General features: G+C 71.4%; 14 protein-coding genes. 7 read left to right on the forward strand and 7 right to left on the reverse strand.

Features of this window, described 5'->3' with window-relative positions; translation table 11 throughout:
- Positions 1 to 47 precede the first annotated feature (47 nt).
- The 3 genes from OHN19_RS31340 to OHN19_RS31350 all read right to left on the reverse strand — a co-directional run bounded on the left by OHN19_RS31340 (position 48) and on the right by OHN19_RS31350 (position 3,809).
- Positions 48 to 1,634, reverse strand: a complete 1,587-nt coding sequence (locus OHN19_RS31340) for a DUF1996 domain-containing protein (protein ID WP_330267424.1) — start codon at positions 1,632 to 1,634, stop codon at positions 48 to 50.
- A 183-nt stretch (positions 1,635 to 1,817) separates the two neighbouring features.
- A complete protein-coding gene (locus OHN19_RS31345) occupies positions 1,818 to 2,471 on the reverse strand; it encodes a response regulator transcription factor (RefSeq protein ID WP_330267425.1) in 654 nt (217 codons plus the stop codon).
- Between the two features lie 75 nt (positions 2,472 to 2,546).
- On the reverse strand, positions 2,547 to 3,809 hold the full coding sequence (locus OHN19_RS31350; RefSeq protein ID WP_330267426.1) for a sensor histidine kinase: 1,263 nt from the start codon (positions 3,807 to 3,809) through the stop codon (positions 2,547 to 2,549).
- 269 nt (positions 3,810 to 4,078) lie between these two features.
- Here OHN19_RS31350 and glnII point away from each other — a divergent pair, with 269 nt between their 5' ends.
- The 4 genes from glnII to OHN19_RS31370 all read left to right on the forward strand — a co-directional run bounded on the left by glnII (position 4,079) and on the right by OHN19_RS31370 (position 8,051).
- Complete coding sequence (glnII, locus tag OHN19_RS31355) at positions 4,079 to 5,107, forward strand: glutamine synthetase (RefSeq protein ID WP_330267427.1); 1,029 nt, start codon at positions 4,079 to 4,081, stop codon at positions 5,105 to 5,107.
- 86 nt (positions 5,108 to 5,193) lie between these two features.
- On the forward strand, positions 5,194 to 6,117 hold the full coding sequence (locus OHN19_RS31360) for a DUF6891 domain-containing protein (RefSeq protein ID WP_330267428.1): 924 nt from the start codon (positions 5,194 to 5,196) through the stop codon (positions 6,115 to 6,117).
- Positions 6,118 to 6,410: 293 nt separating this feature from the next.
- Entirely contained in the window at positions 6,411 to 6,989 is a 579-nt protein-coding gene (locus tag OHN19_RS31365) for a winged helix-turn-helix domain-containing protein (RefSeq protein WP_330267429.1), read from the forward strand.
- Between the two features lie 60 nt (positions 6,990 to 7,049).
- Positions 7,050 to 8,051: an NAD-dependent epimerase/dehydratase family protein gene (locus OHN19_RS31370; protein ID WP_330267430.1), complete on the forward strand. Its 1,002-nt coding sequence runs from the start codon at positions 7,050 to 7,052 to the stop codon at positions 8,049 to 8,051.
- Positions 8,052 to 8,086: 35 nt separating this feature from the next.
- On the opposite strand, the gene OHN19_RS31375 is transcribed toward OHN19_RS31370, so the two are convergent.
- Complete coding sequence (locus tag OHN19_RS31375) at positions 8,087 to 8,539, reverse strand: MarR family winged helix-turn-helix transcriptional regulator (RefSeq protein WP_330267431.1); 453 nt, start codon at positions 8,537 to 8,539, stop codon at positions 8,087 to 8,089.
- Positions 8,540 to 8,605: 66 nt separating this feature from the next.
- Here OHN19_RS31375 and OHN19_RS31380 point away from each other — a divergent pair, with 66 nt between their 5' ends.
- Positions 8,606 to 9,460: an alpha/beta fold hydrolase gene (locus OHN19_RS31380; protein WP_330267432.1), complete on the forward strand. Its 855-nt coding sequence runs from the start codon at positions 8,606 to 8,608 to the stop codon at positions 9,458 to 9,460.
- 2 nt (positions 9,461 to 9,462) lie between these two features.
- Here the strand turns inward: OHN19_RS31380 and OHN19_RS31385 are convergent, their stop codons facing one another.
- Both OHN19_RS31385 and OHN19_RS31390 read right to left on the reverse strand, forming a co-directional pair.
- Positions 9,463 to 10,152 (reverse strand): hypothetical protein, encoded by a 690-nt coding sequence (locus OHN19_RS31385; protein WP_330267433.1) that lies wholly within the window; start codon positions 10,150 to 10,152, stop codon positions 9,463 to 9,465.
- Positions 10,153 to 10,259: 107 nt separating this feature from the next.
- On the reverse strand, positions 10,260 to 10,622 hold the full coding sequence (locus tag OHN19_RS31390) for an arsenate reductase family protein (RefSeq protein ID WP_330267434.1): 363 nt from the start codon (positions 10,620 to 10,622) through the stop codon (positions 10,260 to 10,262).
- 163 nt (positions 10,623 to 10,785) lie between these two features.
- Here OHN19_RS31390 and OHN19_RS31395 point away from each other — a divergent pair, with 163 nt between their 5' ends.
- On the forward strand, positions 10,786 to 11,100 hold the full coding sequence (locus tag OHN19_RS31395; protein ID WP_330267435.1) for a hypothetical protein: 315 nt from the start codon (positions 10,786 to 10,788) through the stop codon (positions 11,098 to 11,100).
- Positions 11,101 to 11,510: 410 nt separating this feature from the next.
- On the opposite strand, the gene OHN19_RS31400 is transcribed toward OHN19_RS31395, so the two are convergent.
- Positions 11,511 to 12,710 carry a winged helix DNA-binding domain-containing protein gene (locus OHN19_RS31400; protein ID WP_330267436.1) on the reverse strand — a complete coding sequence of 400 codons (1,200 nt, stop codon included), beginning with the start codon at positions 12,708 to 12,710 and terminating at the stop codon, positions 11,511 to 11,513.
- A 163-nt stretch (positions 12,711 to 12,873) separates the two neighbouring features.
- Here OHN19_RS31400 and OHN19_RS31405 point away from each other — a divergent pair, with 163 nt between their 5' ends.
- Positions 12,874 to 14,214, forward strand: a complete 1,341-nt coding sequence (locus OHN19_RS31405) for a DUF2252 domain-containing protein (RefSeq protein WP_330267437.1) — start codon at positions 12,874 to 12,876, stop codon at positions 14,212 to 14,214.
- Positions 14,215 to 14,223 lie beyond the last annotated feature (9 nt).

Consider the following 14,223-nt stretch of genomic DNA (forward strand, 5'->3'; position numbering starts at 1 on the left):
CGGCGGTGAGGGATTCTCACCGCCGGCTTTCTCAGTCAGTCACCGGGTCACTGGCACTTCTTGCCGGTGTTGATGCAGTTGACCATCTTGTTCATCAGGTTCGTGGAGAAGAAGTTGATGAAGTCGTTGTGGTCGGTGATCGGCTTGTGCAGGTTCTCCGGGAAGGTGTCGACCGCGTAGGGGTTGACGACCGTGCCGTTCTGCAGCTTCGGGGCCGGGACGTTGTAGACGAGCCGGACCTGGAGCTGGGGGATCGCCTTGAAGCCGTTGGCGCAGGTGCCGTCCGCCTGGACGAAGGACACGTGGGTGCGGTGGTTGGCGCTGTCGATGTTCTGACCGTCCCAGCAGCTCTGGAAGTTGGTCGTGCGCACCACCTGGCTGCCCTGCGGGCAGATCGGGTACTTGTCGTGCAGCTGGACCTTGTTCTCGAAGCCGGTGCAGGACCAGTTCACGTTGGCGTTGGCGTTGCCGTTGACGAAGGCCTTCGCGTCACCGGTGATGATGCGCAGGGCCGTCGGCATCGCGACGACGTTGCCCTTCTTGTTGCCGACGAACTTCAGCTGGGCCTGGGCCGGCTGGAGGATCTTGCCGACGTTGCCCTCCTTGCCGCCGCCGTCGTTGTTCTGGTCGAAGTCCTGCTGACCGTTCTGCAGACGCAGCACCGGCCAGAAGTACGAGGACTTGTCGCCCTGGTTCTGGCAGCTGGTGGAGGCACCCGCCAGCTCCTGGTCGCTCGCGAACGCGTCGTTGTTCTGGTTGCCGACGTAGTCGTGCAGGTGGTGGGCGCCGTTGGCGACACCGGGGGCCACGATCACGTTGTCCGTGTTGTGGTTGTCGTTGCCGTTGGTGCCGCACTTGGTGGTGAAGGTGCCCCGCGAGCCGGAGTTGCCGTTGGCCTTCAGGCCGTTCTGGCCGACACCGAGCTGGGCGTTGCCCTGGACCTTGGTGATGTCCACGAAGTCGGCCGCGACCGGGCCGTTGCCGCCCTGTCCGCCGTTGCCCTGCTGCTGGCCGCCGTTCTGCTGCTGGCCGCCCTGCTGCTGACCACCGTTCTGCTGCTGACCACCGTTCTGCTGCTGGCCGCCGTTCTGCTGCTGACCGCCCTGCTGCTGACCGCCGTTCTGCTGCTGGCCACCGGCCTGGCCGGCGTTGGTCTGCGCGTTCTGCGTGGTGCAGGCCGCCAGCTGGCTGAGCGAGGTGTTGAACTGTCCCCCGACCCGCTGGATGTCGATGCGGATCCGGTCGATCGTGGCCGCCCGCTTCTCCTTCAGGGGACCGACGATGGCGTTCTGGACGAAGCCCGGGTCACCCGCCTGGGCCTGGCGCGTCGAGGCGAGCCTGGCGTAGGCCTCGGTGATCTGCTTGTCCAGGTTGGCCAGCTCCGTGGCCACCCCCTGACGCGCGTTCTGAGGCACGTTCGTCAGCTTCTGACCGACGTCGGGGCACGAGATGGTCGCGACCTGCGCGGCGGCGGCCTTGGTCTGGTTCTGGGACCAGCCGTTGTTGTTGGACTCGTGCGCCGAAGCGTAGAAGTTCGCCCAGATCAGCCCGCCCCCACCGAGCGCTAGGGCCGCCGACGCGGCTATGGCCTTGGTGGCCATCGACGAGCGGCGTTTACGTGTATTGCGTCCCATGGAACTCCTCTGACTTCCTTTTTCGGGGCTATCGAGGCGCCCGACAGGAGTGAAGCGGCGCCATCCCATACGCACGCCGTCCCAGGGGCGTTCAGCCGCCCCACAAACAAATCAGAGGTTTACCTGTCCTTGGTGCACCAACCAGCCTGTGAGCAGCAGGAGTTACAGAAAATGAGGAGCTGTTCACCGGCCCTGGTCGAGAAACGCGAGCACCGCCAGAACGCGGCGATTGTCATCGTCCGACACCTCGAGGCCCAGTTTGGTGAAGATGTTGGCGGTGTGCTTGGCGATCGCCCGTTCCGTCACCACGAGCTGGCCGGCGATCGCCGCGTTCGTCCGCCCCTGCGCCATGAGTTCCAGCACCTCCCGCTCCCGCGGGGTGAGCCGGGCGAGCGGCTGGTCGTCGGCCGCCCGCCGGGTCAGCAGCTGCTGGATCACCTGCGGGTCCATCGCGGTCCCGCCCGCCGCCACCCGCCGTACGGCGTCCACGAACTGCTCGGCGTCGAACACCCGGTCCTTGAGCAGGTACCCCACCCCGCCGCTGCCGTCGGCCAGCAGCTCGCGCGCGTACAGCTGCTCCACGTGCTGCGAGAGCACCAGCACCGGCAGCCCGGGTCTGGCCCGCCGGGCGTCGAGCGCGCACTGCAGGCCCTCGTCGGTGTGCGTCGGCGGCAGGCGTACGTCGACCACGGCGACGTCCGGCTCCAGCTCGGCCAGCGCCCGGGCCAGCTCGGGTCCGGACTCGACGGCCGCGGCGATCTCGAAGTCATGTGCCTGAAGGAGCCGCACGAGCCCGTCGCGCAGCAGGAAGAGGTCTTCGGCCAGGACAACGCGCAAGGGGGCTCCCAGGGCGGCAGGGGTCTCCGTCGCGGCGGGCCGAACCGGCTCGCCGGGGATCTCCACGACGGCCGCCTAGGACAGCGCGCAGGGGATCTCCATGGTGACCATGGTGGGACCGCCCGCGGGCGAGCTGACGGCCAGGACGCCGTCGAATGTACCGAGCCGCCGCTCGATTCCGGTGAGTCCCGAACCGGCCGAGATCACCGCGCCGCCGCGGCCGTTGTCGGTGACGCCGATCCGCAGCATGCCGTCGGTGTGATGCAGGTCGACCCAGAGCCGGTCGGCCCCCGAGTGCTTGACCGCGTTGGTGAGGACCTCGCTGACCGCGAAGTAGGCGGCCGACTCCACCGGCGCGTCCGCCCGGCCCCCGAGGTCGACGGCCACCTCGGTCGGCACCGGCAGTCGCAGCGCCAACGCCCGTACGGCATCGCCCAGTCCGCGCTCGGCCAGCACCGGCGGATGGATCCCGCGCACCAGGTCACGCAGTTCGGTGAGCGCGTCCACCGAGGACTGACGGGCCTGCGCGAGCAGCCGCTTCGCCTGGGCGGGGTCCTTGTCGAGGAGCGCCTCGATGGTGCCGAGATCCATGCCCATGGCGACCAGCCGGGCCTGCGCCCCGTCGTGCAGATCCCGCTCGATGCGCCGCAGTTCGGCCGCCGAGGTGTCCACCGCGTCCCGCCGCGTCTCGGTCAACACTCGCACCCGCTCGGCCAGTTCGGCCTGGCTCGGGGCGAGGACGGCCCGGGTGAGCCGGAAGTGGGCGCGCAGCGCGGCCGGCGGGAGCAGACGGAACAGCAGCAGGAGGACCACGCCCAGGGCGCCGGCGCCGAGCGCGGAGGCCTGACCGGTGACCGGCACGAAGGCGTACCAGTAACCGTCGGGGAAGACCCGCCACAGACCGGCCGCCAGCGCCAGCCCCTCCAGCGGATAGATCAGCAGCGCGGCCGGAAGCAGCGCTGTGGCGAACCCCGCCGTCATGTCTACCAGCAGCCACCGCAGGTCCCGCCAGGTCGCCGGGTCGCGCAGCATCCCGAAGGTGCGGGCCCAGGGATTGGCGTCCTTCGGCAGCGGCCGGTACCCGGCCGGGATCCGTACGTCGCACCACTCGGCCGCGAGGACCCGCCGCCGGTTCGCGAAGGCCCGGACACCGGTGAGGACCCAGGGGGTGGTGACGATCCCGACGCCGATCGGGACGAGAGCGATGGACACCACGGAGACCACGAAAGCGACGATCGCCCCCGGCAGCGCCACCAGCGCCAGCCCCAGCCCCCGCAGGGCCGCCGTCACGATCTGCCCGACGGTCGTGTCGCCGCCGCCCCGCTTCTGTGTGGTCATGACGCCAGTCTGGTCGGCGCGCGGCCCCGGGTCACGGGTGCTGGACGGCCGGGGCAGGGGTGGTGCCAGGTACACCGCCGTACCCGTTGTGCCGCGCTCACACCGTGAATCGCGCCACACCACCACCAGGTAACACGGGGTTCACATTCGAGCAATGACCGGGAAATCGCCTGTTGACAGGCTCGCGGGCATCGAGAGGCGGCGTTTCAGTGCCGCAGCGCCGCAGCACCCGCAAGTGCGCCCAGACACACCCCCGAAGGATGTGGCCCGTGAGCTTCAAGGCTGAGTACATCTGGATCGACGGCACCGAGCCGACGGCCAAGCTTCGCTCCAAGACGAAGATCCTTGGTGACGACGCGAAGGGCGCCGAGCTGCCGATCTGGGGCTTCGACGGGTCCTCCACGAACCAGGCCGAGGGGCACTCCTCGGACCGTGTCCTCAAGCCGGTCTTCTCCTGCCCCGACCCGATCCGCGGCGGCGACGACATCCTCGTCCTGTGCGAGGTCCTGAACATCGACTTCACCCCGCACTCCTCCAACACGCGCGCCGCGCTGGTCGAGGTCGCGGAGAAGTTCGCCGCGCAGGAGCCGATCTTCGGCATCGAGCAGGAGTACACCTTCTTCAAGGACGGCTACCCGCTCGGGTTCCCCAAGGGCGGCTTCCCGGCCCCGCAGGGCGGCTACTACTGCGGTGTCGGCGCGGACGAGATCTTCGGCCGTGACGTCGTCGAGGCGCACCTGGACAACTGCCTGAAGGCCGGCCTCGCGATCTCCGGCATCAACGCCGAGGTCATGCCCGGCCAGTGGGAGTTCCAGGTCGGCCCGGTCTCCCCGCTGGAGGTCTCCGACCACCTGTGGGTGGCCCGCTGGCTGCTCTACCGCACCGCCGAGGACTTCGGTATCGCCGCGACCCTGGACCCGAAGCCGGTCAAGGGCGACTGGAACGGCGCCGGTGCGCACACCAACTTCTCCACCAAGGCGATGCGCGAGGGCTACGACGCGATCATCACCGCCGCCGAGTCGCTGGGCGAGGGCTCCAAGCCCCTCGACCACGTCAAGAACTACGGCGCCGGCATCGACGACCGCCTGACGGGCCTGCACGAGACCGCCCCGTGGAACGAGTACTCCTACGGTGTCTCCAACCGCGGCGCCTCGGTCCGCATCCCGTGGCAGGTGGAGAAGGACGGCAAGGGCTACATCGAGGACCGCCGCCCCAACGCCAACGTCGACCCGTACGTGGTGACCCGCCTCCTGGTGGACACCTGCTGCTCGGCGCTGGAGAAGGCCGGCCAGGTCTGATCCCGCACGCTGCTTCCCGAGGGGCGCCCGCCGACCGGTGGGCGCCCCTCGGCGCGTTGTCAGTGGCGGCTGGCATGGTGGGGGACATGGAGATCGAGGGGGGTCTGGCCGTCAAGGCTTGGACCGAGAACGGACAGAAGTACACCTGGATGCGGGCCGTGGAACTGCGCGCGGCCGTGACCGGCCTGGGGCGGCCGGGCAACCGCTTCCTGGTCGCCCAGCGCATCCCGGACGTGCCGGACGTGTTCGCCCAGGTGTGGCACGAGGAGGGCGGCGACTACCAGCTGGAACACCGCCGCGGCAGGGACGCGTTCTTCGGCACCCGCCTGACCGACCCGGACCGGGTGGCCGACCTGCTGACCGGCTGGGCCCGGCAGGAGGACGGCTGGGACGCGGACCTGGAGTGGGAACCGGTGGACCTCGGCCCGGCCGAGGAGGTCCCCGAGCTGCCCGACGAGATCCGCCGGCAGGTGGAGGATCGCGTACGACTTCTGCTGCGCTGCGGTTACGACGACCGGGCCCAGCTCACCGAGGACGCCGAGGAGTGGCTGGTCGACGGCGACGAGCGGCCCGTGTCCCGGGCCCAGGCCGGACACCTGGTGGACCGGCTCTGGCTGGAGCGGCTGGGCGAGCAGGAGACGTGGCGGACCACGACGGACCCCGAGCTTCTCACCCGTGCCTTCGACGCCCTCAACACCCAGGGCATCACCGCCCGCGAGAACTTCACCTGCTGCCGCACCTGCGGCACCGCGGAGATAGGCGCCGAGCGCGCCGAGGGCGACCACGGCTTCGTGTACTTCCACACCCAGTGCACCGAGAGCGCGGCCGAAGGCCACGGACTCACGCTGCTCTACGGCGGTTTCGACGGCTCCGCCGAGACCACCGCGGCGGTCGGGCGCGAGGTCGTGGCGGCACTGGGCGCGGCCGGACTGTCCGCAGTGTGGGACGGCAATCCGGACAAGGCGATCGAGGTCAGACCCCTGACCTGGCGCAAACGTCTGGTGGGGTGAGGAGGACCACGTCGTTTTCACGCCAAGGAAGCGTCCAAGCAGTGAGAGGAGGCTCCTGTTGCGGGCCTGTGTCTGCTTCAATGAGCTCATGGCCAGCTTCCAGAAGTACACCGCGACGGGTCGCCATGACCTCGAGCCCTTCTGGCCCTCCCGTCAGCACCATGACTTCGACCGGGTGTGTTGCCGCGCGATGAACGCGCCGGCCCTCTAAAGCCGTACACCCCGGCCTTCGGCCAGCGCGCAGTCGACGTTCGTCTCCTGTTGACCTCCTCGCGCGAAAGAGCTGACCTCTCATGGCGACCACTCGTTCTCTCTCCACCGCCACCCTGACCTCCCCCCAGAACGGCACCGCCCGCCACCGGCTGCGGGCCGTCGACCGGGACGAGGTCGTGGACGTCGCGGACTTCCTGCCGCCGGGCGCCACCTGGCTGCCGGCTCCCCAGCACACCCTGCCGACGCTGCCGGGCCAGCCGCCGATGATCGGCTACCTGGTGCTCGTCCCGGCGGACCAGCAGCCGCCGTTCCTGCCGGTCGCGGTCCCGGACCGGCCCGAGACCACGCTCGCCGACGACAGCGCCGCCCCGCTCGTCCGCATCGACACCGTGCAGCGCACCGCCGAGGTCAACGGCAAGGAACTCGACCTCACCTACCTGGAGTTCGAGCTCCTCGCCCACCTCGTCCAGCACCCGCACCGGGTCCACACCCGCGACCAGCTGGTCACCACGGTCTGGGGCTACGGCCATGTCGGCGACGGCCGTACCGTCGACGTCCACATCGCCCGGCTGCGCCGCAAGCTGGGCGCGGACTTCCGGGGCGCGATCCAGACCGTGCGGCGGGTCGGCTACAAGTACACCCCGCCGACCGGCGACTGACCCTCTGCCGACAGCAGATCGGAGTTCCACCGCGGGGCCGCGGCGGGCACAGTCACCGGTATGAGACTTCTCCTGCTCGGTGGCACCGAGTTCGTCGGCCGGGCCGTCGCCGAGGCGGCCCTGGCCCAGGGCTGGGACGTGACCGTCTTCCACCGCGGACGACACGCACCCGGACCCGGGGTGCGGTCGCTGCACGGCGACCGCACCGCACCCGACGGCCTCACCGCCCTCGCCGAAGGCGGCCCCTGGGACCTGGTCGTCGACACCTGGTCGGGGGCGCCCCGCGCGGTCCGGGACACGGCACGGCTGCTGCGGGACCGTGCCGACCGGTACGTATACGTGTCGAGCAGCTCGGTGTACACCTGGCCCCAGCCGGCCGGGTACACCGAGGAGGCTCCCGTGGTCGAGGGCGCCTTCGCCGACGCGGGGCGGACCGACTACGCCCGCGACAAGCGGGGCGGCGAACTCGCGGTCCTGGACAGCTTCGGCGCCGACCGCTCCCTGCTCGTACGGGCCGGCCTGATCCTCGGCCCGTACGAGAACATCGGCCGCCTGCCGTGGTGGCTGGGGCGGGTCGCCCGCGGCGGCCGGGTCCTCGCGCCCGGACCCGAGGACCTGCCCCTCCAGTACGTCGACGTCCGCGACCTGGCGGAGTGGGTACTGGCGGCCGCCGCGGCGGGTCGGGGCGGCCCGTACAACGTGGTGAGCCCGCAGGGACACACCACTCTGTCCGAACTCCTCCGGGCGTGCGTGACGGTGACCGGCGCGGACGCCGAACTGCACTGGGCCGACCCGGACATCGTCCTCGGCGCGGGCATCGCGCCGTGGACCGACCTGCCGATCTGGGTCCCGCCGGGCTCCGACCTGCACACCACGCTCCACGGCGCGAACACCTCCCGAGCCGCCGCGGCGGGCCTGCGCTGCCGCCCGGTCACCGAGACGGTCGCCGACACCTGGACCTGGCTGTGCGAACTCGGCGGGGTGGCTCCGCAACGCCCGGACCGGCCGGTGGTGGGGCTGGACCCGGAGACGGAGGCGAAGGTGCTGGCGGGTCGTCCGTAGGTCGAGGTCCGGGTGGGGGTCGGTCGTGGGTGAGGTCAGTCCTCCTCAGCCGCCGCCGCGTCCCGTACGCCCTCCAGGAACCCCCGGATCGCCGCCCGTTCCCGCTCGTCGTATCCCCGGAGCAGTTCCACGGTCCTCCCGATGAGCGGTCCGAAGAAGGCATGGCCCAGCTCCACCGCCCGTTCGTCCACCTCGACGACCACCTTGCGCCGGTCCTCCCGCCCCCGCACCCGCCGCACATGCCCGCCCCGCTCCAGCCGGTCGATGAGCGAGGTCGTGCCCGCCGAGTTGAGCCCGAGCAGCGAGCCCAGCCGTCCCGCCGACATCTCCTCGTCCGCGCGGGAGGCGTCCATGAGGGCGATCAGGGCGCGTACGTCGGTCGGGTGCAGGGCGTTGCGCCGGGCGAACCGGGCGCTGTGCAGGCCGAGTTCGACCGTCACCGCGCGCAGCAGATGGACGATCTCCAGCTCGGGACCCTGGGGCGCCATGGGCAGCCTCCGTTACTATCTCGCTCGTCGAGTGTCTTGCTGAGCGAGATAATAGGGGAGGGATCGATGCGCGGATTCGACGCCGACGCGTTCGACGCGGCCTACGGCAAGGTCATGGCGCGCTGGCCCGCCGACCGGGAGGCGCTCCGGGTGCCCACCCCCTTCGGCACGACCCACGTCAACGCGTGCGGCCCGTCCGACGCGCCCCCGCTCGTCCTGCTGCCGGGCGGCGGGGGAGCGACCTCCGCCTCCTGGTACGCCCAGGCCGCCCACCTGGCCCGCACCCACCGGGTCCTCGCCGTCGACCTGATCGGCGCCCCGGGCCGCAGCGCACCGGCCGCCGACCGTCACCCCCGTACGGTCGCCGACCTGTCCGCCTGGCTGGACGCGCTCCTCGACGAACTGGGCGTCGGGGAGGCCGACTTCGGCGGGCACTCGTACGGCGGCTGGATCGCCCTGCACCACGCCCTGCGGGCCCCGGACCGGATGCGCCGCCTGTTCCTCCTGGACCCGACCCAGTGCTTCGCCGGGTTCAAGGCGGCGTATCTCCGGCACGCCCTGCCGATGCTGCTGCGTCCGACGCCGACCCGGGTCCGCGCCTTCCTGACGTGGGAGACCGGGGGAGCCGCACTGGACCCCGACTGGCTCCGGCTCCAGGAGGCGGCCGCCGGCTTCCCCGCCATCAGACCGGTGACTGGCCCGCGCCCCGCCCCGGAGGCGCTCCGCGCCCTGAAAACGCCGGTCCTGCTGCTCGTGGCCGCGAACAGCAGGACCCATGACACGTCCGACGTGACAGCGCGGGCGGCCGGACTGCTGCCGCGGGTGGAAGCCGACGTGGTCCCCGGCGTCTCCCACCACGCGCTGCCGCAGTCCGCGCCTCCCGAACTGGCGCGCCGCCTCACCGAGTTCCTAGGCGAATAGCGTCACCCCACCTTCTCGATCACGGCCCGGCGGATGAGGAACTTGCCGGGCTCCCGTACCTGTTCGAAGGCCGCGTTGTTGAGCAGGGCACAGCTGCCGGAGACCGAAGTGACCTCCACCGTCGTGGACTTGTTGTTGTCCAGGTTGGTGACCTTCAGCTTCGTGCCGGCCGGGAACTGGTTGCTGGACGCGGCGGGCGCACCGCCCTCGCCGGACAGGGTGACGGTCGAACCGTTGCACACCTGCTGTCCGGAGGCGGCGTTGCCGGCCGGGGGAGCCTGAGAGGCGGGCGGGGCCTGGGAAGCGGGCGGCGCCTGGGAAGCGGCGGGTGCTGACGGGGACGCGGCCTGCGGGGGCTGCTGTCCCGCGCCGGCCTGGGAGCCCTGAGCCGACTCCCCGACCACGCAACCGGACGCCTCCTGCTGCACCTTGATCTGCGCGATCACCGCTTCCCGGTTGGTGATCCGGGCCGCCGACTGGGCGTCGGGATTGGTCCGTTGCCCCTCGATGAACCGCTGGTTGTTGCCGAGCGCGGTGGCGAGGCCCTGGCAGACGGTCGACTCCGCGGCCGTCTGCGGACTCGCGGCGTTCGAGGTGCTGGCCATCACGAAGGCCCCACCGCCCGCCGCCACCGCCGCGCTCACCAGCAGCGCGACCTTCTTCTTCGTGCCGAGTGTTCTCCTGCGCGACATGCGCGCCTCCTGAGAGCTAGGGGAGCGTACGCCGCTATGTACGAGATACCGAACGAGGTTACTCAGTGGTTGCGGGAGTCATCTGACGTAACCTGCGTCACACTCGGTCATTTCCTGGCCAGGGCGTCCCGTACGGCGTCCTCGGAGCGGGCGACCACCGCCGAGCCGTCGTCCGCCGTGATGATGGGCCGCTGGATGAGCTTGGGGTGCTCGGCGAGCGCGGTGATCCACCGGTCCCGCGAACTCTCGTCCCTGGCCCACTCCTTGAGCCCCAGCTCCTTGGCGGCGGCCTCCTGGGTGCGGGTGATGTCCCACGGTTCGAGGCCGAGCCGGTCGAGCACCTCGCGGATCTCGTCCTCGCTCGGGACGTCCTCCAGGTAGCGGCGGACGGTGTACTCGGCACCCTCCGCGTCGAGCAGACTGACGGCGCTGCGGCACTTCGAACAGGCCGGGTTGATCCAGATCTCCATGTCGCCACGGTACCCGGAAACCCGTTCTCCACCTGCGTCACAGCACCCCCGAAAGCCCTTGTGGCCAGGGGCTTTTGTCAGTGCCGGGCGGTAGAATAAAACCAGTGTTCGAGGGCGTCGCCGGGACCCCGGCTCCCGCCCTTACCGCGACAGGAGGATGCCTGTGCCCGCTGCCGCACTGAAGCCGAAGCCGTTGCCCACCCAGTCCACCGCGAAGCATCCGGTGCTGCTCGACCTTCCGTACGCCCCCGTGGAGAAGCGCCCGTTGCCGCCGGGCCGACCCCGCGAGTGGTACGTCACCCACAACCGCCGCCTCAAGGCGATGCGGCTCGCGATCGCCCTGCTCGACTCCGGCGTCTACGTCCCGAACCAGGCCCGCAACGAGACGATCCGCGACACCGCGGAGACGATCGGCGTCCACCCACCGTCGGACACCACGTGCCACATGGTGCGCGCGCTGATGCGCTACGCACGGTGAACCGGGGGCGCCGGGTGAACTCTGTTCCGGAGACACCCGGCGCCCTGGTACGCCAGTCGCCCCGGTAAGCCGGTTGCCCTCGTCAGAAGGTCGACCCGGGCATCCTGGTTGGCCGGTTGCCCCAGCCAGCCGGTTTCGCCGACGGTCCCGGTAAGCCGGTCGCCTCGGTGAGCCGGCGGTCCTGGCTGTTCCGGCCAGCCGCCCGGGGCCCCCGCCAGCCGGCGGCTCTGGCCGTGCCGGTCGGCCTCCCGGCGTCCGTCAGTCGGTAGCTCTCGCCGTCCCGGCAAGCCGGCCCCCGGATCAGAAAGCCGCCTGGGCCACTCGGTAAGCCGGCCGCCCCGATCAGAACGCCGACCCGGGCCCCCGGTGAACCGCCCGTCCCGGTCGGCGCGTTGGCCCGGACGGGAGCGTCACGTCGTCGGCTCGGCCAGTTCCTTCTCCAGGGGGGTCCGGAACCGGGGTCTCACCCGGGTCGCTCCCACCCACTCCCGCAGGCGGGCGGCCTCCACCGCGATGGCCGCCTCCGCCTCCGGACCCACGTCCTCCGGGTCCAGCAGCCGCCAGACGATCTCCCCGTCGGCCCGCTGTCCCCAACCCCCCACCACCCGCCCGTTCCACCACACCGTCGGCCCCACGTTGCCGCTCCGGTCGAACAGGGCCGGACGCAGGGCAGGGGCCAGATACCAGTCCCGCTGCTGCCATCCCATCGCCGTCGGATCGAGCCCGGGAAGCAGCGCGGCCCACGGCTCCGACGGCCCCTCGAGCGGACCGTCGTCGCCCTCCACGACGTAGGCCGGACCCTCGTCGACCGTCACCGTGACCGCGCGGATCGCCGCCAGCGCACGGCGCACGTCGGTCACCTTCCAGCCCGTCCACCACTTCAGGTCCGCCTCGGTGGCGGGCCCGCACACGGTGAGCCAGCGCCGCAGCAGCTCGGCCTGCGCCTCGGCCACGTCGAGTTCGGGATGCGGCGGCGCCACCGCCCAGCGGAACTGCGAGGACATCCAGGAACCGAGCGGCCGCCCGCGCACCACCTTGCCCTCCACACCGAGCACCCGCAGCAGCCGGGAGGACACGGTGTGGACGCCCTCGTAGCTCTTGCCGGCCGAGTACACGAACTGCTCCCGCAACCGCGGCTCGTCCTGGGAGAGTTCGGCCGCCGTCGCCTGCCCGCGCCGGGCGAGCGCGGCCAGCGCCGACTCCTCGACCTCCTTCAGCCAGGCCGCGTCCGGGGCGCCCGCCTTCGCCATGTCCTTGATGAGCGAGGCCCGTTCACGAGCCGCGACCGTGAGCCCGGTCGAGGCGTGCACGACGGCGGTCAGCTCGGTCGGGAACGCGAACACCGTGTGCCGCATCCCGTGCATCCGCACCAACGTCCGGTCCTCGTACAGCGCCCGCTCGGTCTCCGCGACGGTCCCGGACGCGTCCACGAGCCGAGCCCCCACCGCGAGGTAGACGGTCGCTGGATCGGACCCGTGCAGAGCGACCAGCGCCCCGCCCACCTCCTCCGGCGTCCCCACCCGAGCCTCGACGGCCAACTGCTGCCGCAACCCCAGCCGAGCCCGCCGCTCGTCCACCCCGACATACCGAACCGCATCACCCAAGCCCATACGCCCCATCTTGACCGACGCCACTGACAACGCGCCCCCGATGCACACGTCACCCGATCGCCGTACTCCACATGCGCCCGCCCCACCCCCGCCCTTCACTGCGATCAGGAGGTGACGGACACACCGGCGACCAGGAGGCGGGCGTGACCCAGAGGCAGGCCCCATGAACACCCCCGGCACCCCGCAGACCCGCGGCCGGGCCGCCCGCAGACGCGTCCCCCGCTCCGCCCACGCCACCTGGCTCCCGTCCCTCGACCGCCAGGACCCCGTCGCCGTACTGGAAAGGCACGGCCGCGACCGCCTCCCGGAACTCCTCCCCATCCGGTACGGCAGGATGTCCGCCTCCCCGTTCGCCTTCCTGCGCGGCTCCGCCGCCGTGATGGCCGCCGACCTGGCCTCCCAGCCGCACACCGGCCTCATGGTGCAGCTCTGCGGCGACGCCCACCTCCTCAACTTCGGCCTCTACGCCTCCCCGGAACGCTCCCTCCTCTTCGACCTCAACGACTTCGACGAGACGTTCCCGGGCCCCTTCGAGTGGGACGTCAAGCGGCTCGCCGCGAGCGTCGCCGTGGCCGCCCGCGAGAACGGGCACAGCGAGGACCAGGCCCACCGGGCGGCCCGGGGGGCGGTCACCGCGTACCGCACGGCCATGCGGCGCCTGGCTCCCATGGCGGAGCTGGAGGTCTGGTACGAGAGCGTCGACGCCGACAGCCTGCTGCCCCTCGTCCGCTCCGCCCGCCGGCGCAGGCGCGTCGAGTCCAGCCTCACCCGGGCCCGCCGCCGCACCAGCCTCCAGGCCCTCGGCAAGCTCACCGAGACCGTCGACGGCCGTCGGCGCATCATCACCGACCCGCCGCTCCTCGAACCCGCGGGCGCCCCCGACATGGCCAGCCTGCGCAAGATCTTCAGCGACTACCGCTCCACCCTCTCCGAGGAACGCCGGCTGCTCCTGGACCGCTACCGCTTCGTGGACGCGGCCCGCAAGGTCGTCGGCGTCGGCAGCGTCGGCACCCGCTGCTTCATCGTCCTGCTGACCGGACGGGACGCCGACGACCCGCTGTTCCTCCAGATCAAGGAGGCACGCCCGTCCGTGCTGGAGGAACACCTGCCCCATGGGCCGTACGTCCATCACGGGCGCCGGGTGGTCGTGGGCCAGCGGCTGCTCCAGGCCGCGAGCGACATCTTCCTGGGCTGGATGAGCGGGCCCCAGGGCCGGGCGTACTACTGGCGCCAACTGCGCGACATGAAGGGCTCGGCGGACGTCGTGGGCATGCCCCCGGCCGACCTCAGGGCGTACGCCGGCCTCTGCGGCACCACCCTGGCCCGGGCCCACGCCCGCTCCGGCGACCGCGGAGCGATCGCCGCGTACCTGGGTGGCGCCGACACCTTCGACCGCGCGGTGGCCGACTTCGCGCTGGCCTACGCCACCCAGACGACCAAGGACCACGCGGCCCTGACCACGGCCATCGCAGCGGGCGTCCTCAGAGCGGCACCGGGGGAGTAGCCGACGCGG

The organism is Streptomyces griseorubiginosus (assembly GCF_036345115.1).
GTDB classification, from domain to species: Bacteria; Actinomycetota; Actinomycetes; order Streptomycetales; family Streptomycetaceae; genus Streptomyces; species Streptomyces griseorubiginosus_C.

Bases quoted from the DNA above. Each gene is read 5' to 3' on its own strand.
- OHN19_RS31340 (WP_330267424.1), bottom strand. From the start codon at position 1,634: ATGGGACGCAATACACGTAAACGCCGCTCGTCGATGGCCACCAAGGCC.
- OHN19_RS31350 (WP_330267426.1), bottom strand. From the start codon at position 3,809: ATGACCACACAGAAGCGGGGCGGCGGCGACACGACCGTCGGGCAGATC.
- OHN19_RS31360 (WP_330267428.1), top strand. From the start codon at position 5,194: ATGGAGATCGAGGGGGGTCTGGCCGTCAAGGCTTGGACCGAGAACGGA.
- OHN19_RS31365 (WP_330267429.1), top strand. From the start codon at position 6,411: ATGGCGACCACTCGTTCTCTCTCCACCGCCACCCTGACCTCCCCCCAG.
- OHN19_RS31370 (WP_330267430.1), top strand. From the start codon at position 7,050: ATGAGACTTCTCCTGCTCGGTGGCACCGAGTTCGTCGGCCGGGCCGTC.
- OHN19_RS31375 (WP_330267431.1), bottom strand. From the start codon at position 8,539: ATGGCGCCCCAGGGTCCCGAGCTGGAGATCGTCCATCTGCTGCGCGCG.
- OHN19_RS31380 (WP_330267432.1), top strand. From the start codon at position 8,606: ATGCGCGGATTCGACGCCGACGCGTTCGACGCGGCCTACGGCAAGGTC.
- OHN19_RS31385 (WP_330267433.1), bottom strand. From the start codon at position 10,152: ATGTCGCGCAGGAGAACACTCGGCACGAAGAAGAAGGTCGCGCTGCTG.
- OHN19_RS31390 (WP_330267434.1), bottom strand. From the start codon at position 10,622: ATGGAGATCTGGATCAACCCGGCCTGTTCGAAGTGCCGCAGCGCCGTC.
- OHN19_RS31400 (WP_330267436.1), bottom strand. From the start codon at position 12,710: ATGGGCTTGGGTGATGCGGTTCGGTATGTCGGGGTGGACGAGCGGCGG.
- OHN19_RS31405 (WP_330267437.1), top strand. From the start codon at position 12,874: ATGAACACCCCCGGCACCCCGCAGACCCGCGGCCGGGCCGCCCGCAGA.